General features: G+C 59.9%; 20 protein-coding genes and 2 riboswitches. Of the genes, 5 read left to right on the top strand and 15 right to left on the bottom strand.

Features of this window, described 5'->3' with window-relative positions; translation table 11 throughout:
• Positions 1–459: 459 nt before the first annotated feature.
• The 6 genes from ACFSR7_RS13470 to ACFSR7_RS13445 all read right to left on the bottom strand — a co-directional run bounded on the left by ACFSR7_RS13470 (position 460) and on the right by ACFSR7_RS13445 (position 7,103).
• Positions 460–1,710, bottom strand: a complete 1,251-nt coding sequence (locus tag ACFSR7_RS13470) for an anhydro-N-acetylmuramic acid kinase (protein WP_378162290.1) — start codon at positions 1,708–1,710, stop codon at positions 460–462.
• A 1-nt stretch (position 1,711) separates the two neighbouring features.
• Positions 1,712–2,572, bottom strand: a complete 861-nt coding sequence (locus tag ACFSR7_RS13465) for a carbohydrate ABC transporter permease (RefSeq protein ID WP_378162288.1) — start codon at positions 2,570–2,572, stop codon at positions 1,712–1,714.
• A 19-nt stretch (positions 2,573–2,591) separates the two neighbouring features.
• Positions 2,592–3,494 carry a carbohydrate ABC transporter permease gene (locus ACFSR7_RS13460; protein WP_378162286.1) on the bottom strand — a complete coding sequence of 301 codons (903 nt, stop codon included), beginning with the start codon at positions 3,492–3,494 and terminating at the stop codon, positions 2,592–2,594.
• 102 nt (positions 3,495–3,596) lie between these two features.
• Positions 3,597–5,054, bottom strand: coding sequence for an ABC transporter substrate-binding protein (locus ACFSR7_RS13455; protein ID WP_378162284.1), 1,458 nt, complete (start codon positions 5,052–5,054; stop codon positions 3,597–3,599).
• 61 nt (positions 5,055–5,115) lie between these two features.
• The gene (gene murQ / locus ACFSR7_RS13450) at positions 5,116–6,030 is read right to left on the bottom strand and encodes an N-acetylmuramic acid 6-phosphate etherase (RefSeq protein ID WP_378162282.1); all 915 of its coding nucleotides are present in this window, start codon (positions 6,028–6,030) and stop codon (positions 5,116–5,118) included.
• 209 nt (positions 6,031–6,239) lie between these two features.
• On the bottom strand, positions 6,240–7,103 hold the full coding sequence (locus ACFSR7_RS13445) for a MurR/RpiR family transcriptional regulator (RefSeq protein ID WP_378162280.1): 864 nt from the start codon (positions 7,101–7,103) through the stop codon (positions 6,240–6,242).
• A gap of 248 nt (positions 7,104–7,351) precedes the next feature.
• Here ACFSR7_RS13445 and ACFSR7_RS13440 point away from each other — a divergent pair, with 248 nt between their 5' ends.
• Together ACFSR7_RS13440 and ACFSR7_RS13435 are read left to right on the top strand one after the other, a co-directional pair.
• The gene (locus ACFSR7_RS13440; protein WP_378162278.1) at positions 7,352–8,632 is read left to right on the top strand and encodes a 6-phospho-beta-glucosidase; all 1,281 of its coding nucleotides are present in this window, start codon (positions 7,352–7,354) and stop codon (positions 8,630–8,632) included.
• Positions 8,633–9,124: 492 nt separating this feature from the next.
• Positions 9,125–10,147 carry an N-acetylglucosamine kinase gene (locus ACFSR7_RS13435; RefSeq protein ID WP_378162276.1) on the top strand — a complete coding sequence of 341 codons (1,023 nt, stop codon included), beginning with the start codon at positions 9,125–9,127 and terminating at the stop codon, positions 10,145–10,147.
• Positions 10,148–10,247: 100 nt separating this feature from the next.
• Here the strand turns inward: ACFSR7_RS13435 and ACFSR7_RS13430 are convergent, their stop codons facing one another.
• Entirely contained in the window at positions 10,248–10,622 is a 375-nt protein-coding gene (locus ACFSR7_RS13430) for a c-type cytochrome (protein ID WP_282911367.1), read from the bottom strand.
• Positions 10,623–10,779: 157 nt separating this feature from the next.
• Here ACFSR7_RS13430 and tatC point away from each other — a divergent pair, with 157 nt between their 5' ends.
• Positions 10,780–11,517, top strand: a complete 738-nt coding sequence (tatC, locus tag ACFSR7_RS13425) for a twin-arginine translocase subunit TatC (RefSeq protein WP_378162274.1) — start codon at positions 10,780–10,782, stop codon at positions 11,515–11,517.
• Between the two features lie 73 nt (positions 11,518–11,590).
• A complete protein-coding gene (locus tag ACFSR7_RS13420) occupies positions 11,591–11,791 on the top strand; it encodes a twin-arginine translocase TatA/TatE family subunit (RefSeq protein ID WP_282911369.1) in 201 nt (66 codons plus the stop codon).
• 91 nt (positions 11,792–11,882) lie between these two features.
• On the opposite strand, the gene ACFSR7_RS13415 is transcribed toward ACFSR7_RS13420, so the two are convergent.
• The 5 genes from ACFSR7_RS13415 to ACFSR7_RS13395 all read right to left on the bottom strand — a co-directional run bounded on the left by ACFSR7_RS13415 (position 11,883) and on the right by ACFSR7_RS13395 (position 17,253).
• Positions 11,883–12,566, bottom strand: coding sequence for a hypothetical protein (locus ACFSR7_RS13415; RefSeq protein ID WP_378162272.1), 684 nt, complete (start codon positions 12,564–12,566; stop codon positions 11,883–11,885).
• A gap of 150 nt (positions 12,567–12,716) precedes the next feature.
• Entirely contained in the window at positions 12,717–13,421 is a 705-nt protein-coding gene (locus ACFSR7_RS13410; RefSeq protein WP_378162270.1) for a GDSL-type esterase/lipase family protein, read from the bottom strand.
• Between the two features lie 13 nt (positions 13,422–13,434).
• Positions 13,435–14,559, bottom strand: coding sequence for a glycoside hydrolase family 88 protein (locus ACFSR7_RS13405; protein WP_378162268.1), 1,125 nt, complete (start codon positions 14,557–14,559; stop codon positions 13,435–13,437).
• Between the two features lie 179 nt (positions 14,560–14,738).
• The gene (locus tag ACFSR7_RS13400; RefSeq protein WP_378162267.1) at positions 14,739–16,454 is read right to left on the bottom strand and encodes a GMC family oxidoreductase; all 1,716 of its coding nucleotides are present in this window, start codon (positions 16,452–16,454) and stop codon (positions 14,739–14,741) included.
• A gap of 22 nt (positions 16,455–16,476) precedes the next feature.
• Positions 16,477–17,253, bottom strand: coding sequence for a gluconate 2-dehydrogenase subunit 3 family protein (locus ACFSR7_RS13395; protein WP_378162265.1), 777 nt, complete (start codon positions 17,251–17,253; stop codon positions 16,477–16,479).
• Positions 17,254–17,379: 126 nt separating this feature from the next.
• Between ACFSR7_RS13395 and ACFSR7_RS13390 the strand changes: the two genes are divergently transcribed.
• On the top strand, positions 17,380–18,126 hold the full coding sequence (locus tag ACFSR7_RS13390; RefSeq protein ID WP_378162263.1) for a hypothetical protein: 747 nt from the start codon (positions 17,380–17,382) through the stop codon (positions 18,124–18,126).
• A 608-nt stretch (positions 18,127–18,734) separates the two neighbouring features.
• On the opposite strand, the gene gcvH is transcribed toward ACFSR7_RS13390, so the two are convergent.
• The 3 genes from gcvH to ACFSR7_RS13375 all read right to left on the bottom strand — a co-directional run bounded on the left by gcvH (position 18,735) and on the right by ACFSR7_RS13375 (position 22,614).
• A complete protein-coding gene (gcvH, locus tag ACFSR7_RS13385) occupies positions 18,735–19,127 on the bottom strand; it encodes a glycine cleavage system protein GcvH (RefSeq protein ID WP_378162262.1) in 393 nt (130 codons plus the stop codon).
• 93 nt (positions 19,128–19,220) lie between these two features.
• Positions 19,221–19,301: riboswitch (glycine riboswitch) on the bottom strand.
• 3 nt (positions 19,302–19,304) lie between these two features.
• A riboswitch (glycine riboswitch) is annotated at positions 19,305–19,415 on the bottom strand.
• Between the two features lie 182 nt (positions 19,416–19,597).
• The gene (locus ACFSR7_RS13380) at positions 19,598–20,800 is read right to left on the bottom strand and encodes a response regulator (protein WP_378162260.1); all 1,203 of its coding nucleotides are present in this window, start codon (positions 20,798–20,800) and stop codon (positions 19,598–19,600) included.
• The gene (locus ACFSR7_RS13375; RefSeq protein ID WP_378162258.1) at positions 20,797–22,614 is read right to left on the bottom strand and encodes a cache domain-containing sensor histidine kinase; all 1,818 of its coding nucleotides are present in this window, start codon (positions 22,612–22,614) and stop codon (positions 20,797–20,799) included. Before ACFSR7_RS13375 ends, ACFSR7_RS13380 begins: the two co-directional genes overlap by 4 nt.
• Positions 22,615–22,623: the final 9 nt, after the last annotated feature.

Here is a 22,623-nt window from a genome sequence, read left to right as displayed (position 1 = left end):
TGCACGTACGGTCACGCTTCACCTTCGGCAGTCCGCCGTCGCTCCATATGTGCAGACACCTTCACGCTTTGCTCGCGATCATCCCGCTGCCGCGCCATGCGTGCGCGTACGGTCACGCTTCGCCCGCACCCCACTTATCCGTTTCGCGCTTCATTCTTATCTCGAATTACAAATCGTCTATCCGCCGCACGCCCTATTCACTCCGCATACCTGCATTTATGCAGGTATTTTTGCGTTCCACGATATTCGGATTTAAATAAATGCAAATATGCAGTTATTTCCTTCGAGGCGGTACGATTCGGGTCAAGATATCGAAAATAACTGCATATTTGCAGGTAATCGCCCGGTTGGAGGTCGTACAAGGGAAAATAACTGCACATTTGCAGGTATTGCTCGTCCTCCGATCCATTCGCGGGCGCGCGGCTACAGCCAGCACATGTCCTGACTGCACGCACGCGCTCAGTACGAGATCTTCCCCAGCACCGCCGGTCGCGCCGCGCCCGTCGCCGCGGGCAGGTTGGCCGGCTGCCGCGCCATCGCGTAGTCTGCGAGCAGCGCGAACGCGATCGCCTCCTTGGCATCGCTGCTGCCGCCGACCTCCTCCTGCGTCGCCACGGCCACGCCGCGCGCCGCCATCTCGGCGGCGAGATCCCGCATCAGCACGGGGTTGTAGCTGCCGCCACCGCCGACGATCATCAGGTCCGCGGCGTGCAGCCCCGCGATAAACCGGTCGTACGCGTCGCCGATCGACCAGGCGGTCAGCCTGGTCACCGTGGCCGCAAGATCCGCGTCCGATAACCCCAGCTCGCGGCCGCGGCGCACGATCCGCTCTACGTAGTCCGCGCCGAAGCGCTCGCGGCCTGTCGACTTCGGCACGGGCATCGCGTAGTACGAATCCTGCCGAAGTTCGTCCAGCAGCGCCTCGCTCACGCTACCCTGTCCCGCCAGCGCGCCGCCCGCGTCCATCGCGAGCGCGCCGCCCGTCACGAGACTCGCGACGCCGTCGATAAGCATGTTGCCGGGGCCCGTGTCGAAGGCATACACGTCCTTCGGGCCGCAGCCGGCGGGGATAACGGTTACATTGCCGATGCCGCCGATGTTCTGCATAAGCAGCGTCCGGTCCGGCTCCCGGTAGAGCAAATATTCCGTGAACGGAACGAGCGGCGCGCCCTGTCCGCCAACCGCAAGGTCGGCGGGGCGGAAGTCCGACACGCACGGAATGCCCGTGCGCGCGGCGATGACGGCGCCTTCGCCGATTTGCACGGTGTAGCCGGCCTCGGGCGCGTGATAGATCGTCTGCCCGTGCGAGCCGACGACCGACACGTCCGCGGGCGACAAGCCCGCCGCGCCGATGACCGACATTGCCGCGTCCGCGTACAGCCTGCCGAGCCGGACGTTCATCGCGCCCACCCGGTCCACCGTCGCCCGCGCCGGGTCGAACAACTCGAAGATCTCGCGCCGCACGTCCGCCGGGTACGGCTTGTTCTCGAAGGCGAGCAGCCGCACCCCGATGCGCTCGTCGCCCGGCATGCCGACGATCTCGACCGCCGCTGCGTCGATGCCGTCGACGGACGTGCCGGACATCAGGCCGACCGCGTAGCGCACGGCAGCCACGGCCGGATTTCCTATCGTATTCCCGCCCCGCTCGTCCGTAACTTCACCGATCCCAAGTGTTGCCGCGCCGCATGTCCCTTCCTTTTCCCCCGCCATATCAGCCCTTGACCGCGCCGACGGTGACGCCCTCGAGGAAGTACTTCTGCAGGCTGAAGAACAGGATGAACATCGGCACCGCCGAGATCGTCGCGCCCGCCATCATCGGGGAGAAGTACGTCGTGTTCGCGAAGCGGAAATTCTTGAGGCCGACCTGGATCGTCTGCATATCCATCGTGTTGGTGACGAGAAACGGCCAGAAAAACGTGTTCCAGCTGTCCATGAACGTCAGGATCGCGATGACGGCCATGACCGTCTTGGACAATGGCAGGATGATCCGGAAGAAAATCTGGAATTGGCTGCAGCCCTCCACCTTGGCGGACTCCATGATCTCGGTCGGGATGCTGCTCATGAACTGCTTGGCGAGGAAAATGTTGTACACCGTCACGAGGCCAGGGAGAATAAGCGCGCTGAACGTATTTTCGATATGGAACGTGTTGACGATCAGAATGTACAGGGGGACTTGCGTCACCTGGTACGGGATCATCATCGCCGCGAGCAGGATGGAGAACAGCACGCCCCTACCCTTGAAACGCAGCTTGGAAAACGCATAGCCCGCCATCGTCGCGAAGAAAACGTTGGTGATCGTCACGGCTCCGGCCACGATCGTCGAGTTGAGAATCCAGCGGTACGAATACTCGCTATAGTTGAAGAAAAAGGAATACGACTCCAGCGTGAACTTCCCCGGCCAGAGGGAATAGCTGACGGCCCCCGCTTCGACCGGATCTCCGAACGAGGAGATGACCATGAAGTAGATAGGGAACAGCGTCGCCAGCGCGAACAGCAGGAGAAGGACGACAATCACGGTATTGCGGGCCGTCTTGCCCGCCCGGCTGCCGGTATGGTTATTGTATAGTGACATCTGCGGTTGCCTCCTTCCCCTAGTAGTCCACGTCTTTGCCCAGGAACTTGAACTGGAACAGCGAGACCAGGGCTATGATAAGCGCCAATATCAGAGATTGGGCCGCGGCTTTGCCAAATTCAAAGTACTTGAAGGCATTGTCGAAAATGAGCAGGCCGACCATCGTGGTCGCATGGTCCGGTCCGCCGCCGGTCATCAGGTACGCGTTCTGGAATACCTGGAACGACCCGATGATGGCCGTCACGAGCAGGAACAGCGTCGTCGGCTTGAGGCTGGGAATAACGATATGCCATAGCTTCTGCAGGAAGGACGCGCCGTCCAATTCCGCCGCTTCGTAATAGCTGTCGTCGATGCCGAGCAGCGCGGCCAGGTAGATGATGATGCTCGCGCCGTGGCTGGACAGCCAGGCCATGATGACGAGCGAGAACATCGCCGTGGCGCTCGAGCCGAGCCAGTTCTGGTTGTGCGCGCCGAACCAGCCGATGAATTGGTTAAAAATGCCGCCGGGCATCGGGTCGAAGATCCACAGCCAGACGAGCGACAGCGCGACGCCGGAGGCGACGACCGGCAGGTAGTACACCGCCTTGAACACGGCCTGAAGCTTCTTGCGCAGCGGGAGGATCATGATCGCCACGAGAAAGGACAGCAGCAGGGCGACCGGGACGGTCAGCACCGTATAGACAAGCGTGTTTTTAATCGATTTCCAGAACAGTTCATCCTTGAAGGTCGCCGTATAATTGTCGAAGCCGATGTAGGTGGAACCCAGCGGCTTGTATTCCTGGAAGCTGATGAGAAACGCGCTGAAAACCGGGTAGGCCGTAAACAGGGCGTACACGATGAGCGCGACCGCGATGAACGCGTAGCCCCATGCGCCGTCGCCTTTGATCTTGCGCTTTTTGACCGATTGTGCCGACTGGGCCATGTGCAGGACTCCTCTCCTCGCGTCCGCGTATGAAGAAGGATAGCCGCATGCGGGGTGCTCACGCGGCTATCCGTACGCGAATGCGTTATTGCGAATGCGTCGTTAGTCTTGGACGATGCCGTCCTCGCCGAAGGCGGCGATCGCGGCCTTCTTCACCGCGTCGTACATCTCCTGCGGCTTGATCTCGTTTGCGAGCAAGGCTTGCATCTTCGGAATGATGACTTCGTTCTCGATCTTGATTGCCTTGGCGCCGAGATCGGCCGGAATGTCCGGACGGGCAGGCGCGGCGTGGGAAAGCATCGTCTCGACCGCCGCGACGTTGTCCGCGCTGCGCTCGATCGGCATCGAAGCCGCCGCTTCGCGTCCGCTCTTCGTGATGTGGGCCGCGAACAGGTCGTTGTTCGTCGTAGCCGCGACTTGGCCGCTGGACAGGAAGTATGCTGCCTTGGCGATGTTCGCTTTATGCTCGGCGGTCGGCTCCTTCTTGCCTCGGAAGGCGACGTAGCCGTCGACGACCGTGTAAGAGACCTGCTCCGCCCCCGCGAAGGTCGGCACCGGCAGAACGATGTAATCGACCTTGATGCTGTCCTTGACCGCGCTGCCGTCGTTCGCGTCGATCTTCGCGTTGTTTTTCTTCGCGGAGTTCTCGAACGTCGCCAGCCCCTTGCCGGTGATCATCGTCTGGCCGGTCAGGAACATGTTCCAGCGCTTGCCCGCGTCGACGGAGCTCAGCTCCTTCGGCATCGAGCCGTCGTCGATCAGCTGGCGAAGGTCGGTCAGCAGCTCGAGATAGTTTTTGCTCGTATACGTATACTTCAACTCTTTGGTGAATGCCGCAGGCATGCCGGCGCTCTTCGCCATAATGCCCAGATAGTCTTTGGAAGCGACGCCGGCCGTCGCGAAGACGAAGCCGTAGCGGGAAGTCGCGTCGCCGTTTTTCACGACGCCCTTCTTAATGGCTTCGCGGAATTCGTCGTAGGTCCAGCCTTCCTTCTGCACTTTGATCCAGTCGATGCCGGCAGCTTCGAGGAATTCCTTGTTGCCGCCGAGGGCGTGGACTTCCATGTACGCCGGGAAGCCGTACAGACCCGTGCCGTTCTTCATATATTCAAGCGGCGCGGCGTCGTAGTCGCCCGTCATCTCCGGCGTCGCGACGTCCGTCAGGTCGAGCGCCATGCCTTGCTGCACGTATTTGGAGATGCCGTCGGAGCCGATGAACGCGATGTCCGGCGGACTGCCCGCGTTGACCTGCGTGTCGAGCTTCTGCGTCATGTCCTCCCAACTGGCCGGCTCGATTTTGAGCGTGAGGTTCGGGTACTTGGCATTGAAGTCCTTTTCCATCTGGTCGAAATTGTCTTGGTACGTCGGCGATACGGGCGGCAGCAATGCCGTGATCGTATCCTTGGCGCCGGAAGCCGCCGAACCGGAAGCCACGGCGGAGCCGGAAGCGGACGACGGGCTGGCCGCGCCGTTATTGTTGTTGCTTCCGCATGCGGTCAGCGCGGATACGGACAGCGTCGCTGCGAGCATGAGCGAGAGTGCTTTGCCTTTGTTCATCATTCGGATGACTCCTCCTTGGAATGCCCCTCAATCGGGTGAATGATAAGACTGCGCTTGCCGGTTAAACGACTTGCTTGTGCGCGCGGATCGTCGCCTTGAGGTTGCCTTCGAAGCGGGCCAGCGATGCGGCCGCCTCCGAAGCGGAGAGCCCCGTCTCGATCATCAGGATCGCAAGCTTGCAGCTCTGCGACGCCCGCGCCAGATAATCGGACGCCGTCTCGGCGTCGACGCCGGTCGCGGCCTTGATGATACGGATCGAACGATCCTGCAGCTTTTTGTTGCTCGCCTTGAGGTCGACCATCAGATTGTTGTAGGTTTTCCCAAGCTTGACCATCGTCGCCGTCGTCAGCATGTTGAGCACCAGCTTCTGCGCCGAACCGGCCTTCAGCCGCGTGGAGCCCATGATGACCTCCGGTCCGACGACGGGCGCGATGCAGATGTCGCATACTTCGCCGAGCCGCGAGCCCTTGTTGTTGACGACCCCGATCGTCGCTGCGCCGATCTCTCCGGCCCGGCGGATCGCGGCGATGACGAAGGCCGCGCTGCCGCTGGCGGAAATGCCGACGACCGCGTCCTTGTCGGTGACGCCGATACGCTCGATGAGCGCCATTCCCTCCTCCGCGTTGTCCTCGAATCCTTCCACCGCTGTCCGAAGCGCCGTATCCCCGCCTGCTATATGCCCCTGAACGAGTTCAGAGTCGACCCCGAAGGTGGGCGGACATTCGGATGCGTCCAGTACGCCGATTCTGCCGGATGATCCGGCGCCAATGTAGAACATTCTGCCCCCGCTCTTGAGCCGGGCATGCAGAACGTCCACAGCCTCCATGATGTTCGGAATTTCTTCCGCCACCGCGGCCGGAACGGCGGCATCCTCCTTGTTGAGAAGATGCAGCATCTGCTCCGTTGTGCACTCGTCGATCGTCCGGGTTGCCGGATTGATCTTCTCTGTGGTTAGACCCGCGAGATATTCGTTCATGGCCATTCTCCTACCCTTTGTTTGTGAGGATCGTCCTTTCATGGATCTATTTAATGCCCCCTCTTGGGACTTATCTTATCGTTTCCGTTCTGTAAGCGTCAATACTTTTTGAAATAAAATTTCATAGTAAAAATTTTAATTGCATTTTTATTTTCAGAAAAGCAACAAAAAAAGACATCGCCGATGGTTCCCGGCAATGTCTGTAATCGTTATCTGCGGTGTTTGCCCGCTAAAATATTGTGGGTTTTCAACAAATATTTTTTAATATTCGGATATTCCGCGCTCGCGACCCCGGCGAACAGGATGTCAATGACGGTCAGCATCGCGATGCGCGAGCCCATGGCGCCGCTGCGAATCGTGACCTCCGGCGTAGAGATGCTGAGCACGATGTCGGCTTTGTCCGCAAGCTCGCTCTTGTTGAACTTGGTGAGGGCGATCGACGTCGCGCCCGCGCGCTGCGTGATGTCCAGCGCCTCCAGGATCTCGATGGTATCGCCGGAGTTCGAGACGAAGAAGGCGACGTCGCCCTTGCCGAGCAGCGTGGCGGCCGTGAGCTGGCTGTGCCCGTCCGTGTAGGCATGGCACATCTTGTTGATGCGGGAAAACTTCTGCTCGCCGTCCATGCAGACGAGTCCCGAAGCCCCGATGCCGAAAAATACGATCCGGTTCGTGTCGCGCAGCGCCTGAACAGCCTTCGCTACGGCGCCGCGGTCGATGATGCTGAGCGTATCCTCGATCGACTTCATATTGTTGTAAGAAATATTCGAGACGACGACGTTCAGATCGTCTCCGGGCTGGATATCGGTATATTCGTCCTTCTGCTCCTCGTCCATCGAGCCGACCGACGCCGAGATGCTCACGATGAAGCTGCGGTAACCGCTGTAGCCGAGCGTCTTGCAGAAGCGCAGCACCGACGCGTCGCTCGTCCGGCTGAACTGCGCCAGACTCTTGATGGAGAGATGCGGAATCTCCTCGGTATTGGCGAGGATGTATTCGGCCACCATCCGTTCGACGGGCGTCATGCTGTCCTTCATGTCGCGGATCTTGAGCAATATATTGTTCTGGATCGCCATGGTAGGTACCTGCGCATTCTGTCGTATTTTAGTAAATAGTAAGGCCATTTTTTCCAAAAGACAAGGGCATGTCGCGACATACGGAACGACGACGGTTTAGAAATAATATTTTGAAATAAATATATCACATTGAAATAAAATTTCTATATTTTATTGTTGACCGAAACGCCCCATGCTATAATAGCCGCAAATGAAGGGCCAACGCTTAACGCGAACGATAACCGATGAGGGCCCGCAGGAGGAACGTCATGAGCAAGCTGAAAATCGCGATTATCGGGTCCGGGAGCACATACACGCCGGAGCTGATCGAAGGCATTATCAAGCGCAAGGGCGCCCTGCCCGTCAGCGAACTCGTGCTGATGGATATCGACGGGCGGAAGCTGGACGTCGTAGGCAGTCTGTGCCGACGCATGATCGAATCGGAAAATTTGCCCACCCGCGTCACGTTGACGCAGGATCTGGACGAGGCGCTGCGGGACGCCGACTTCGTGCTCGCGCAGATTCGCGTCGGCAAGCTGTCCGCCCGGGTGCTCGACGAGAAGATTCCGCTCAAGTACGGCCTGATCGGCCAGGAGACGTGCGGCATCGGGGGCTTCTTCAAGGCGATGCGCACGATTCCGGTCATGCTGCAGATCGCCGAGCGGATGCAGGAGCTATGTCCGAACGCTTGGCTGATCAACTTCTCCAATCCGGCGGGCATCATCACCGAGGCGCTGCTGAAGCATACCGGCGTCAAGATGCTCGGCCTATGCAACGTTCCGTACAATATGTACAAGAGCATCCGCGAGACGCTCGAACTGCCGGATGCCAAGATGACGTATGTCGGCCTTAACCACCTCAGCTGGATTACCGCGATCGAGCACGACGGCAAGGACTATCTGAAAACGGCGCTTGAGCTCGGGCTCAACAGCGAGGCGATGAAGAACATTCCGTCGAGCGGCTTCAGCCGGGAGCTGGTGAACATGGTCGGCGCCATCCCCTCCTCCTACCTCGAGTATTACTACTTCAAGGACAAGAAGCTGAAGCTGCTGAAAGAAAGCGAGCAAACGCGCGGCGAGAAGTGTATCGGCATCGAAGCGGACCTGCTGCGGATTTACGAAGATGCCGAGCTGCACGTGAAGCCGGAGCTGCTCTCCTCGCGCGGCGGCGCCAACTACTCGGAGGTCGCGATCAGCCTCGTGGATGCAATCTGGAACGACAAGCGCGAGGTGCACGTCGTTAATCTGCTGAATAGAGGCGCGCTGTCGTTCATGGAGGACGACGACGCGGTCGAGGTGTCCGCGGTCATCGGCAAAGACGGCGCCGTGCCGGTCTCCGTGCCGGGATTCGCGAACCGCCATATCATCGATTACATGCGGATGGTAAAAGCGTACGAGCGCGAGACGGTGGCCGCCGCGGTATCCGGCAGCGTAGACGCCGCGATGCGGGCGCTGCTGATGAACCCGCTGGTGGGCGATTACAACACGGCGCTCGCTTGCTTCGGCGAGCTGAAGGAAGCGCACAAGGCGTATTTGCCGCAGTTTGGGTGAGTATCGAATGGCGTCGGCTGCGAGGCAGCGGCTCGGCTGAGTAGCGAATTGCGAGGCAGCGGCTTGGCTGAGTAGCGAATTGCGAGGCAGCGGCTTAGCTGAGTAGCGAATTGCGAGAGGCAGCGGCTCGGGCGATGGTGCTGAGGTGACGATGGCAAGGCCGATGGGTTTGCATGGTGCGCGATCGCAAAGTGGTACGCAGGTTTGGGGAGATAGCGGCGGACCGGGTTCGCGTGCGATAGCGGCAGATTTTGCCGCTATCGCACGGCGGCGGCCGGGTTCGCGTGCGATAGCGGCAGATTTTGCCGCTATGGCCCGGCGGCGGCCGGGTTCGCGCGTGATAGCGGCAGATTTTACCGCTATGGCCTGCCGGCGGGCAGAGTTCGCGCGCGATAGCGGCAGATTTTGCCGCTATGGCCTGCCGGTAGGCAGGGTTCACGCGCGATAGCGGCAATTTGGTGAGCAAAGTGAAAAGAAATGAGCGTGATACCCATGAACGGAGCGGAGCCTGGAAGCGGCTACGTGATCGGCGTCGACGGCGGCAACAGCAAGACCGATTATTTCTTGTTCGACCGCGAGGGCGGCTTCGTTAACCATATTAACGCGGGCACCTGCAGCCACGAACGGTTCACGGACGGCTACGCCGGCGCCCATCGCGAAATGGACGCGCGCATCCGGGAGCTGCTCGAGCCGCGCGGCATCGCGCTGTCGCAGGTCGAGGCCGCGGCGTTCGGCCTGGCCGGCTGCGATCTGCCGACGCAGCAGGAAGAGCTCTGCCGGATCGCCGAGCGGATCGGGCTGCGGAAATATGCCGTGGACAACGATTCTTTCCTCGGCATCAAAGCGGGCACCGAGCGCGGCTACGGCATCTGCTCGGTCAACGGCTCGGGCGCCGTCACGGGCGGTATATCGCCTAGCGGCAAGCGACTGCAGGTCGGCGGCATCGGCAGCGAGCTCGCCGGGGACGAAGGCGGCGGCTATTACCTGGGCCGCAAGGTCGTCCGCGCCGTCTATGACGGCTTCTACCGGCTGGGGCCGCCGACCGCAATGGCCGAGCCGGTCATCGCGCTGCTCGGCGCGCCTTCGCGCGAGCGCTTCATGGACTACGCGGCGGACGCGGCTTACAAGCGTACGCTCCCGAATACGGAGCTCATGCGCGTGCTGTTCGCCGCTGCGGACGCCGGCGACGAAGCCGCCGTCGCGCTGCTTGCGCACTCGGCCCGGCAGATGGCGCTCTCCACGGCCGGATGCATCGCCCATCTCGACTTCGACGCGGACGATGAGATCGAGATCGTACTGTCCGGCTCCGTCTGGGTCAAGGCGGAGAGCCCGCTCCTGATGCAGCGGTACATGCTTGATGTCGGCGAGCTGACCCGCCGCCGCTGCCGTTTCCTCCCGCTCGCGGTGCCTCCTGCGACGGGCGCCGTGCTGTGGGCGCTTGAGCTGGCGCATGGCGCGCCGGTGGACGCCGATATGCGAAGCAAGGTGCTGCGCGGCGTGCAAGCGCGGCGCTAGCTGAAGCTGTGACTACGACAAAAGCCCGCGGATGCGGATCCCCTGCCGGGAATCGCGTACGCGGGCTTTTTTGTCGTACTTAATCGAGCGCCGAGCGCGATCAGCCTTTCTTCGTACTCAGCCAGTTAACGAGCGTGTTAATCTGATCGTCCGTCAGCGTTCCCTTGAACGCCGGCATGCCGCCGCCGCCGTTGTGAATACGCGACGAGATCTCGTCCGTCGACAGGCGCGCGCCGACGTCCGTCAGATTCGGACCGACGCCGCCGCTCAGATCGGCGGCATGGCAGGCGATGCACTGCGCTTTGTAGATCGTCTCCGCGCCTTCGCCGGATGACGTCGTCGTGCCGCTGGGCGATGCCGGCGCCTCGCTCGACGGCGGGGTCGTGGAAGCGTTGTTGTTATTGCTTTTGCCGCAAGCCGCCGTCGTCATTGCCAGCAGCGCGGCCGTTGCTGCGATTGCCGCCCATTTTCTCATGCGAGCTTGACCTCCTTCTTGTCGTTTCGGTTAGATTTCTCCATTTATCGGAATGGCATGCACGCGACATCTTGCCTTTGACTTCGGGAATAGCCCCGGGCGAATTGGACACGATAAAGACAAAGCTATGCAATATATGGCAACGGCGGTGATGCTTATGAACGCCAATCAAGAATGGATCGGCCATCTGTCCGAGCTGCGCAAGCGGTTGATCGTCACGGGCATCTGGTTCGTCGCTTCGATGGGCGCCGGCCTGTACCTGTCCCCCTCCATCCTGCTGCTGCTCAAGTCGCGGGCGGCGGCGGGCGCGCCGATCGACTGGCACGTTTTCTCGTTCACCGACGGCTTGTTCGTCTACCTGCGGTGCGCCTTCCTGCTCGCCGCGCTGCTCACGTTCCCGCTCGCAATGTATCAGGCGTGGGCGTTCGTCCGGCCGGGACTGACCGGCAGGGAGGCCCGCGGCACGCTCGGTTACGTTCCCGCTTCGTTCCTGCTGTTTCTCGGCGGCGCCTCATTCGGGTACTTTCTCGTTTTTCCGATGATGCTCCGATTCATGCAGTCGATGAACGAAAGCGTGGGCGCCGTGGAAATGTACGGGATCGAGCGTTACTTCGCCTTTATGTTCGGCGTGCTGATGCCGCTCGGGATCGCCTTCGAGATGCCGCTCGTCATGCTCTTTCTGACGAAGCTCGGTCTGCTGGACCCTGCGCGCATCAAGTTTATCCGCAAGTACGCCTATGTGGGGCTCGCAGTCGTCGGCTCGTGCATTTCGCCGCCGGACCTGTTCTCCCACTTGTCCGTGACTGTGCCGCTCCTGCTGCTGTTCGAGTGCAGCGCGCTTGTCGCGAACCGGCAGTTCAGGCTGCGTCGCGCCGCGGGACCTGCACCGGGTTAACGGCGTACAAATTTAAGCCGGCTAAATATGATTATGAATGCGATCAAACATTTATAAAGGAGGTGAACCCACGATGTTTCACAATATCGGCATCTCCGGACTGTTGATCATCTTCGCCATCGCGCTGATCGTCTTCGGTCCGGCCAAGCTTCCCCAGCTCGGCAAAGCCTTCGGCGAGACGCTGCGCGAATTCCGCAGCTCCACCCGCGGCATCATCGAGGACGACAAGCACGAGCCTGTCGCCGAGCTGATCAAGGAGCGGAATCCGACCTGAAGCCGCTCGTTCAATAAAACCCTTCCCTGTTCACCGACCACGACAGTCGCACAGGGAAGGGTTTTTTACGGTCGACGGTATAAGGGTTAAGCTACGCCTCCCGCCGGATCCGCTTTACAATCCGGTCATAGTCGTACAGATTATGCGTCTTGAATGCGAGCTTGCGCGTACCCTTTTCAAAAGAAAATGTGTAGTAGTCCTTTCCCTCGAGATAATCGGCGGAAAAAGAATGCAAAGGAATGGTCTCGACGTTCTGTGCTGCCTCATCCGCTTGAAACATCGATTGGCTCACGATCTGAAGCAGCTCGGGGCCGAACCGGAACGTGCCTTTGATCTTCCGTTCGTCCAGCAGGATCGTCAGTCCTTTGAACTGCTCGACGCCACTCGCCATGCCCGCATGCTGAACGACGATCTCCGTCAGAACTTCGGGCTGCGCTTGATTCGCCGGCGCAGAATAGCCGCCGGTTACTTCCGTAGCTCGAGCCGATCCAGCTGCCGTCGTATTGGCCGTCGGCAGCCTTCCGGCACCCGACCGTGCAGATTGATACGGCGCGGGCGATGCCGTACGGTCGAGCAGCTTCTGCAGCAGATGGATCACTTCCGACAAACCGATGAACAAAAATCCCGCAGCAAGCGCGGACAGCCACCAATACAAGGCGGCCGCAAGCGAGAACTCGCCATACGCATCTTTGCCCAGGCCGATGCCGGCAATGAAGCCGATGGCAATAATCAGAATGCCGATCCCCATCAGAACAACCGATACCGTATTTCTCACCATGCAGCCCCCAATTCAAAATATCTAATTTCCACGATATAACATTTTAATTAACGAGGCAAAATAAAAATGAAGGCCCGCCCCTCGGTCATTTGCATGACTTCTGGGACAGCCCTTCGTTCAAAACGTGCGAGCGCAGTGCCTGCGCTCTTAAATGCGTATTCCCTTCTGCTCCAATGTCTCGCGCAAAGCATCGGCCATAATATCGTAGCCCAGCACATGCGGGTGAAGCCCGTCGTCGGCAAGCCCTTCGCGTAGCTTGAGGCCGTCTTCTTTAGTCATCCGCGAATGATAGTCGACATAGATCGCGCCTTGTTCAGCGGCAACTTTTTGCAAATGCTCGTTCGCACTGATTATGCCTATATTACGCTGGTCATTGTGTCCGGATTGCGGCATATCCGTCGGAAGGATGGAACAGACGACCGGCACGATATCGTTCTCTTTCGCTTTCTTGACCATTTCCTCGATATCGTCGACGAGACCCGGAACGATTTGCTCCGCCGTTTTCCGGTCGCCTGCCGTCCAGCCGTCCATCGCCCAGAAGTTGTTCACGCCGATTTTGATCACCACATGCTTCGGCTTTAACTGGATCACGTCCGCATCGAATCTTCGCAACACGTGGCTGCTGATGTCTCCGCCGATGCCCCGATTCACGATGAACCGACCGGTGCGGCCGAAGTAGGCATTTAACTCCCACATATGCGTGATCGAGTCCCCGATAAATACAAAGTCAACCGGCACCTCGTGCGCGATCAAAATTTCGTTGCCGATGTCGAATTCTCCTCTGCGGCTATCCGCCGCCGCAGCCGTTGCAAAATAGCCCGGTTTAACTAGCTGTACGCGATTTGTCGACATGTTCCCTATCCTTTCACCACGGCTCCAGGCCATTATATTTCAGTTTAAACAGTGCTTCGGCAAAATAATAGTCTCCATAAATGGACGGTGCATCAACGCCAATATCGGCGGCGTAGTAACCGGTCGCATGCAGCAGCAGACCTTCTTCGTTCTCGTCCCATGCGCCGTAGTTTTCATGCAACGAACGAAGGATGCGCTCGGCTGCTTGCTTGTACGCGCCCCCTTCTTCTCCCGGTACCAGGGAGGCCAGATCCAGAAGTCCCGATGCGGCGATGGCCGCCGCAGAGGAATCTCTCGGCATGCCCTCCGCATCCGCAGGCAAACGAAAATCCCAAAAAGGCACCGAGTCCGCCGGTAAATGATCGATATAAAAGCGCGCCACACGCTTGGCTGCCAAAAGATACTTCTCCTTGCCCGTGTATGTATAGCTAAGCGCAAAACCGTACAACGCCCAAGCCGATCCCCTTGCCCACGCCGAACCCGCGGCATAGCCTTGTCCGGCCAGCGCTTCCTTCCGCTCGCCCGTTTCCGGATCGAAGCTGACGATGTGATGGACGGAGCCGTCTTCCTGAAAAAACGACCGAAGCACCGTATCCGCATGAATCTCGGCGATGTGCCGGTATCGCGGATCGGCGATTTCCTTGGAGGCCCAGTACAGGAGCGGCAGATTCATCATGCAGTCGATGATCGCCCAGCCGGTGTGATCCTCATCGCCCCAATTCGGCCAGGCGCGGATAAACCCGCCCGCCGGATTAAATCGGCCCGCCAACAGACTGGCGGCCATCAAGCCGTGGCGCTTGGCTTCCTCATCCTGCAGGAGCTTATATTGATTAATGCTGCTTAACCCAAACATAAAGCCGACATCGTGATGCAGAGCGTCGAACGCCCACAACGTCTTGCTAAGCTGCTGCTCGCATTGTACGGCCAGCTCCTTCATACGTTCATTTTGGGTGTCCCGATAGACCAACCATAGCAGCCCCGGCCAAAATCCTGCGACCCAATCATGCGCGGGACTTCTATTATAGCGGCCATTGACAGAGCCATTCGGGAATGACGCTCCGATGCTTGCACTCGTTCTGCCGATCTTGTCGACGACCTGCCGCCAGGCTTCTTCCGCCCAATTCGCCTTCACATTCATCTTGTTCCTTCCTTCTGCAGGTGGCTTGCCATTTATTTTGACATTCCCTAAATGCGAATGAAATGGCCGTGTTTCAAGGTTATGAACTTTACTTAACCATGTCAGCAAGCCTTATCCGCCATCCGAACACGACAAAGAGCCCCCGCTTCCTCGAAGCAGAGGCTCTCCCTTTACGCGATTTACACCAAACTGCCGCCCTTTTCCCGATACTTGAGAATGCCCTCGGACGCCCGGTAGGCGAGCGCGCCTACCGTATCGGTCGGATTGTAGCCCGAGTTGTGCGGGAAGGCGCTGGCGCCGACGACGAACACGTTCTCCGCGTCCCACATCTGCAAGTAAGTGTTGACCGCTGACGTGTCCGGTGTGGCGCCCATCACGACGCCGCCCGTATTGTGAGTAGACTGGTACGTCGTAATCTCGTAGGGGCCGAGTTCCTTGAGCTGGTCGATATGGCTCGCGCCCATCTCCTTCATGATCTCCGCGCACTTGCCCGACAAGTAGAGCGCAAGCTGGCGATCCTGCTCCTCGAAGTCGAACGTCAGCCGCACGAGCGGATCGCCGTACGCATCCTTGTATGTAGGATCGAGATCGAGGAAGTGATGGCGGAACGGCATGCACGATCCTTGCCCGCCGACGGACAGGAAGCGATTGGCGTATTTGACCGAGTTGGCCTTGAACTCCGCTCCCCAGGATGCGGTCCCTCCGGGCACGGGATTGTTGGCGATCGGGCGCATGCCGGTCTGGCTGATGCTGATCGAGCCCCCGTGGATAAACTTCAGGTCGGTGTGGTCGAAGTTGTCCCCGTTGTAATCGTCGAGCGACACGCCGAGCGAGCCCGCACCCGCGTAGGTATTGAACTGCTTGTCGTCGAAAAAGCCGGCCGCGTTGCCTTTTAGCACCTGGTACGCATAGTTGCGGCCGATTACGCCCGTCCCGCTCGCGGAATCGTACGGCTTGCCGAGTCCGGACATGAGCAGCAGCTTGACATTGTTGAACACGTAGCTGGTTACGACCACGATGTCGGCCGGCTGCACGAGCTCTTCGCCCGTTGTGACATCCGTATACATGACGCCCGTGGCCTTACCGCCTTGGTGAAGGATGCGGCGAACCTGCGAGTGCGTGCGAATCTCGAACTTGCCCGTCTTCAGCGCTACGGGAAGCACGGTGACGACCGGGTCCGCCTTCGCGCCGTACTCGCAGCCGAAGCGCTCGCAGAACGCGCAGTACTGGCACGCGGCGCGGGAGATGCCGTCCGGGTTCGTGTAGGCTTCCGACAAATTGGCCGACGGCATCATGTACGGGTGGAGCTTCAGCTTGGACGCCGCGTCGCTGAACATGCTGAGCGCGGGCGACTTCTTCATCGGCGGCGTCGGATAGTCGGCCGAACGCTTCCCTCCGAGCGGGTTGGGCTCCCCCGAGATGCCCGCGAGCTTCTCGAACTTGTCGTAATACGGTTCCATCTCGTCGTAGGTGAGGCCCCAGTCCTGAATCGTCATGCCGTCCGGAATCTTGTTCTTGCCGTACCGTTCGATCGTCTTGGAACGAATCTCGAAGTCGTACGGAAGGAAGCGGTAGGTCTGGCCGTTCCAGTGCACGCCGGCTCCGCCGAGCCCTTCGCCCAGCAGGAACGAGCCGTACGACCGCATGGGCAGCGCCCGGATTTTCTCCGTGCTTCGGAAAGTCACCGTATCCTTCGATAAATCCTGCATCAGCTCGTACCGCAGCCCGTAGCGCAGCTCGTCGTGGACCATAAAATAGTCCTCCGTCTTGCGCTCCTTGCCGCGCTCCAGGCCGACGACGTTCAGTCCGCTCTTCGTCAGCTCGGCGGCAATGATGCCGCCCGCCCAGCCGACGCCCACGATGACGACGTCCGTTTTCGGCAGCGTCTTGGCCATAATCGCTTCTGTCCTCTCCGCCTTAGTGGGCGCTTAGATGGTCTTGCAGGCTGCTCGGCGCGATGACCGCGAAGTCCTTGTCGATGATATCCGTGTAGCTCATCTGGTTGCCGGGGTAGCTTCGCATCTTCCAGCCGTTCATGTCCGCGTTGCCGCCGTAAAGCGGATCGCTGTACGCCCCTTCGAGCGTGCTGCTCCGCAGCATTTTGAAAAAACCGCTCGCCGAGATCGTCGTCAGCTTCGCTTCGTCGGACTCGAACGCCTTCAGCACCTCGTCCTGCTGCTCGGCCGCGAGCTCCGTAAAGCCCTTCGTAAATTTCGTCTGGCTGTAATTTTCCAATTCCCGCAGTCCGATCTCGAACATTTCCCGCCGCTTCAAGCGGCCCTGATAACCCTGCACTTTCTCCCCCGCGTAAAAGGGAGGCGACATGTATTCCCTGGAATTGAATCCCCACTCGCCCGCCAGCTGGTGGTCGATAAAAAACGGGACCCCGAGCGCCAGCGCGCCTGGACCGGCGTCGTCCGCGGGAAAAATCCGCTCCGTAGCCGCCGATACGATGCCGAGCTGCTCCTGCGTAAAGAACATGGGCGCGCGATTGTAGCTTTTGATGTCCGTCGCCGTGCCCTCGCCCGTTTCGGGAGCGGTCTCCGTTTTCTTAGACGGCCGGATCAGGCTACCGAGCGCCCCGCCCACGATAACGCCGCCGACCGCATAGCCGGCCTGGACGAGAAATTTCCGCCGGGAAGGCTGCTCGACCTTGTCGTGACCGGAGCCGCCCTTTTGATTCGGGTCAGCCATCCTTTCACCTCCATTGTTCGTTCCGGATTTTTCCCCCTTAGTTTTTTCCAAAATTAAGTCCTTATGCATTCCTTGCGGCTGGCTATGCTAACTTCAAACCAATCCAATATAAGGTGGAGATTCGCCATGGCAAACGCAATCGCAACTAAGCGCCGGATGCTCGCGATCGCTTGCGCCGCAAGCGTGCTGACGCTGGCCGCCTGCCAGAGCCACAGCTTGCGCGAGCAGTCGGTCAAGCAAGCGGCAGACGCGCAGCGCATCGTAGACGACCGGCTGAAGATGCACTCCGTGCAGCGTCCGCAGATTGCAGGGCAGCATGATCCGGCGGTTATCCCGAGCGTCGACCGGGAGAAGACGCGGACGACCAACCAATACGGCGCATCGGGACAAGGCATGGGCAGCGGCGTGCTGAGCCGGATCGGCAGCTCGGGGCTGCGCGGCCGGGGCACTTCCTCCGATCTTGAGGCCGAACTGGCCGGCGCCGGGCTGGCCGGCATTCGCGTGCTCGTCGCGAACGACGCCGTATTCCTCGCGGCCAAGGACCGGGGGCCGTCCGCTTCCGCCGCGGATCCCCTGCAGCGCAAGCTGCTGAGCGGCACCGGAGGCCTGTCCGGCAAAGGTCCGGAGCCCGGCCCGCACGGCGGCGTCGGCATCCGCTCCGTCGACACGGACAAGACGGATACGCTGGCCGCGGCCGAGCAATGGCTTAAAGATCGCGGCTACGGCGAGCGCATCGTCACCGTTGCCGGCCCGGAGGCCGTCGCGCTAATCGACCGCTTGCGGTCGCAGGGCGCGGACGGGACGTCCGGGAGCCACGATCAGGAGATCGCGCAGTTGATGAGGCTGGCTGGCGCGGCGAAGGATGGGAGGTAGTTCGGAGATATTCGAACGCAGATATATGAAAAAGCCGCCAGGAAGGATCGCCTGGCGGTTCTTTGGCGGTAGCAAATACAATCAGCGGATTAACCCCAACCGCCTGAATGCATTAAAGACTGCGCCACATTCTAGAGTGACGCCGGCAGCGATGCGCGATCGGACGATGCCTCTCCGTGAGCGCGATTCGCCTGCCGGAGGGGAACAGATAAATGCCTGCAAATTTACATCCTTTTCCTGTATGACAGACTTTGAACAATAAAAAGATGCGAATATGCAGGCTTTGATCTCTTCCCTTCGTGATTTTCGGGTTTCGCAGCTAAATAGATGCTGATTTGCAGGCATTTCCGCTTCCATTCGTCAAATCGGCTGAAAGCCTGCACGGATGCAGGCATTTATTTACCGTACCGCCGCTTTCTTGGGTTTCTCCCTCTAGGTTTTACTTTTACTTTTACTTTTACTTTTACTTTTACTTTTACTTTACTTGCCAACTCCTCGCCTCTAACCCTGCTACTGGTTTACAGAAGGCGATATTTTATCTCCGCATCATAAAGCTGGCTGTCCCGAGCTTACGGCTTCAGTCATTGATCTTCCGCGTAAAAGCCAAACTACTTGCTCGCGAGGAATGTCTCGTATTTCCCGGCATCCATCAGGCCCTTGACCGCCTCCGCAGGATCGCCATCCACCTCGACCTCGACGATCCAGCCTTCTCCGTAGGGGTCCGCATTAACCTTCTCCGGCGCAGTCAGCAGATCCTCGTTCACGCGCACGACTTTGCCGTCCACGGGGCTGAAAAGATCCGACACCGTCTTGACCGATTCGATCGTCCCCATCGGCTGGTTTGCCGCGAGTTCGTCTCCTACGCCGGGCAGCTCGACAAAGACGATGTCCCCGAGCAAGCTCTGCGCGTAATCAGTGATGCCGACACGTATGACGCTCGCCGTCGCCTCCGCCCACTCATGCTCCTCGGTGTAGCCCAATCCCGCCTTGATCTCGCTCATCTTCGTCATCCTCTCGTGTGTGGTCGCACCGCTGCCTGCCGCAATAAGCGCCGAACGGCAAAAAAGGACAGAGCAACGGCATGCTGCCGTATGCTCTGTCCCGGGTACCTGAGAGATTAGACGAGGCGTTCGCTCCGCCCTTACCCCTTTGGTGGCTGTTCGCTCTCTCCAGAGGCGCGTCGGATGGCGGTACTTTTACCTGAAAGTTTGGTCCTGCCGGCGGGCTTGCCGCGGACTTGCCCCTTCGGTGCCGCGCCTGTCGGCGCAGTCTCTCCCTGCCATCTTCATCCGCAATATTCGTTTGACACGGATAGCTTAATTCACGCAGGGAATAGATGTCAATCTATTTGAAGCAACCGGCGTCACGAGACGCATTCCCGCGGATTCGGCGTCTAAAATTAAAAACGTTCCTGACGCCGATAGCAGCGATCTGCCTTCGAGTCCGGAACCTATGTTTAGGCATGCTCCCGCTACTCGAACTCTCCTTCTCCGACATCTGCCGCCGCGCCGCCCCTGACTTCCTGCCGGTACTCCGACGGCGTGCTGCCCGCTTTCTTGCGGAACACCTGCGAGAAGTGACGTACGTCCGGATAGCCGACCCGCTCGGCGATATCGCCGATCTTCAGCTCGGAGCCGCCAAGCAGCTCCATCGCGCGCGCGATCCGCAGGTTGGTAACGTACTCCTTGAAGCCCGTCCCCGCCTTCTGTTTGAACAGCTGGCTGAAGTAGACCGGGTTTAGGTAAACGATGGACGCCACTTTCTCCAGTCCGATCTCCTCGCCGAAATGCGTATGGATGTACTGTACCGCGACCTCGATCGCCTTTTCCCCGCCGCTCGCGTAGTGATCGTACACCTGCGCGGACGATGCGCTGCGCATGCGCCGCACCTCGCCGGGCACGGCCGCCAGATCGTCGATCCGCCCCGAATGCAGCACCTGGAAGGGCGTTTTCAAGTAACGCTTCAGATGAGTGCGGAGCTTGTCGACGAGCAGGCCGAGCCCAGCTTCCTCCCGCAGCGTCACGAGTCCAAGCAGACTATGCGCGTCGATGCTCGCGACGAAGCCTTTGCCCGCGGAGTCCATCAGCTCGGTCAGCACATTTTCCACGATGAAATGCTCCAACTTTGTGTCCGCGTCGCTATCCAGACGGACCATGAGCAAATTGAAGTACGGGTGGCTCTCGGTAAACGGCGCGATATCGATGCCGCCCAGATCGAGCCCGGACGCCCAACGCGCGAATACGCCTTCCCGGAGGAACCGCAGATTGCGCTTCATCAGGTCTGCTTCCTTGTTGCGCTCGCTCTCCTCCGCGATCTCGCGCGCGAGCTCGTCGATCAGTCCGACGAGCGACTCCTTGCCGATCGGCTTCAGCATATAATCCCTGGCGCCGAGCCGCACGGCCTCCTGCGCGTATGCGAATTCGGAATGCGCCGAGATGACGACCCACTTCACATGCGGCTGCTTGCGCCGGGAGAACGCCATCAGCTCGAGCCCCGTCATGCCCGGCATCAGCACGTCGGTCAGCACCAAGTCGACATGCTTTGTCCGCAGCGCTTCAACGGCTTCCTCCGGATTCCCGGCGAGCAGAACGCGATGCTCGGGGAACCCGCGGGAGATCGTCCGCTCGATGCCGCTGCGGATGACTTCTTCATCGTCGACGACGAGAATATTCATCGGGAATCCCCCTCTTCTGCGGGTTTCGGAAACGAAACCGTAATCTTCGTGCCGCGCTCGCGTTCGCTCTCGATCCGAAGTCCGAACCCGTCCCCGTACATCAGTGCAATGCGGCGATGCACGTTCGCAAGACCGATGCCCCGGCGTCCGGCGGGATCCTCCTGCCGGCCCGGCGACACGGCTGCCTCCTCCAGCGATCGCCGAATGCGGAGCAGCGTCTCCTCGTCCATGCCGACGCCGTTGTCCTCGACGACGATGACGAGCGCGTCCTCCGTCTCCTCCGAGCGGATCCGGAGCGAGCCTTCTCGGCTCAGCGGCTCAAGCCCGTACTTTACGGCGTTCTCCACGATCGGCTGCAGGATCATCTTCGGCACCTGAGCGCCGAGCCAGCGCTCTTCCACCTCGATCTCGGTATTCACGCGCCCGCCTAGCCTCGTCTCAATGATGGTCAGATAATGGCGCAGCTGCTCGAGCTCGAGGCGGAGCGGCGCACGCGAAGCTTCCTCCCAGTCGCTGCTATACCGGAAGATCCGGGATAGTGCCAGGATCAGGCGCCCCAGCCGATCGTTCTCCCGCTCGTCGAGCATCCAGTAGATCATGTCGAGCGTGTTAAACAAAAAGTGCGGGTTGACCTGGGATTGCAGCGCCTGCAGCTGAGCGTTTTTCTCGCTGATCGACAACAGCTTCTCCCGCTCGATCAAGTTGTCCATCTGATAGACCATTCGGTTAAACGAGCCGACGAGCACGTTAAGCTCCTGATAGGAATGGACACGGACCCGCCCCTGAAAGTTCCCTAGCTCAACCTGCTTCATCTGCTGGATCAGCCGCTTGAACGGCGAGGAGAACGAGCGCGACACGAGCGTCGCGAGCGCCGTCGCCGCGACGACGAGCAGGATGACGACCGTGAGCAGGAACCGCTGCGTCTGCTTCAGCTCCAGCTTCAGGTCGCGCTTCGGCGTCACCCCGATGACCGTCCAGTCCGCCGTGCCGATCCGGGCCGCCGTCAGCAGTGCGTCCTTGCGGTCGCGCACGGCGACCTCGCCTTTCTTCAGCGTGCCCGGCCAATCCGCGGGCAATGCCTCCGCCCCCTCCTCGCCGGAACCATCCACCTCCGGCCTCGTCCGGACGATGACGTTCCCGGCCGAATCGCGAATGACGACGCTGCTGCCCGGACCGATGCTGGCGTTGGAGAGCGCCGAGAGGATCGGGTCCTCCTCGGTCTCGATCAGCACGTAGCCGACCGACTTCATCGTGCTGAGCTCGAACAGCTGGCGGCCGAACGCGAACACCGGGCTGTCGATGCCGCCGCTCATCGGGGCCTGCGGGTATACGCCCAGCCAGCGCATATCCCCCTTGGACTTTTGCAGCTCGGCATACCAGTCGGTCGACTTGTAATCCCGCGTCGAAGATCCGATCGAGCGGTCGAAGCTGTATACCTTGCCCTGGCTTGAGATGACATGGATCCCGACGATATCGCTCCGCGAATAGAAGATGGCGCCCAGGATATCGGTGATCTGGCGTTCCCGGTTGACCGAGCTGACCTCCGGAGAGCCCGCGGGCGTCTTCTGCTGCAGCAGCTGCATCAGCTCGTTGTTGCTGTTGAGCGATTTGGTGACGCTGTCATAACCTTTGAGCATGAGCTCGAACAGGCCGACCGTTTGCGATATGTTTTTTTTCGCGATCACGCCGACCTTGTCCCTGATCTGCTCGGTCGCCCGCTGATAGTAGACGAGACTGACGATTAGCAGAAGCCCGAGCATGCTGAACAAGAAGATCAGGAACAGTCGGCCGTGGATGGATTGGAATCGTCTCATTCCCTCATC

Source organism: Cohnella sp. GCM10020058, from assembly GCF_042683485.1.
Classification (GTDB): Bacteria; Bacillota; Bacilli; order Paenibacillales; family Paenibacillaceae; genus Cohnella.
This window is presented reverse-complemented; position numbering and strand designations above follow the sequence as displayed.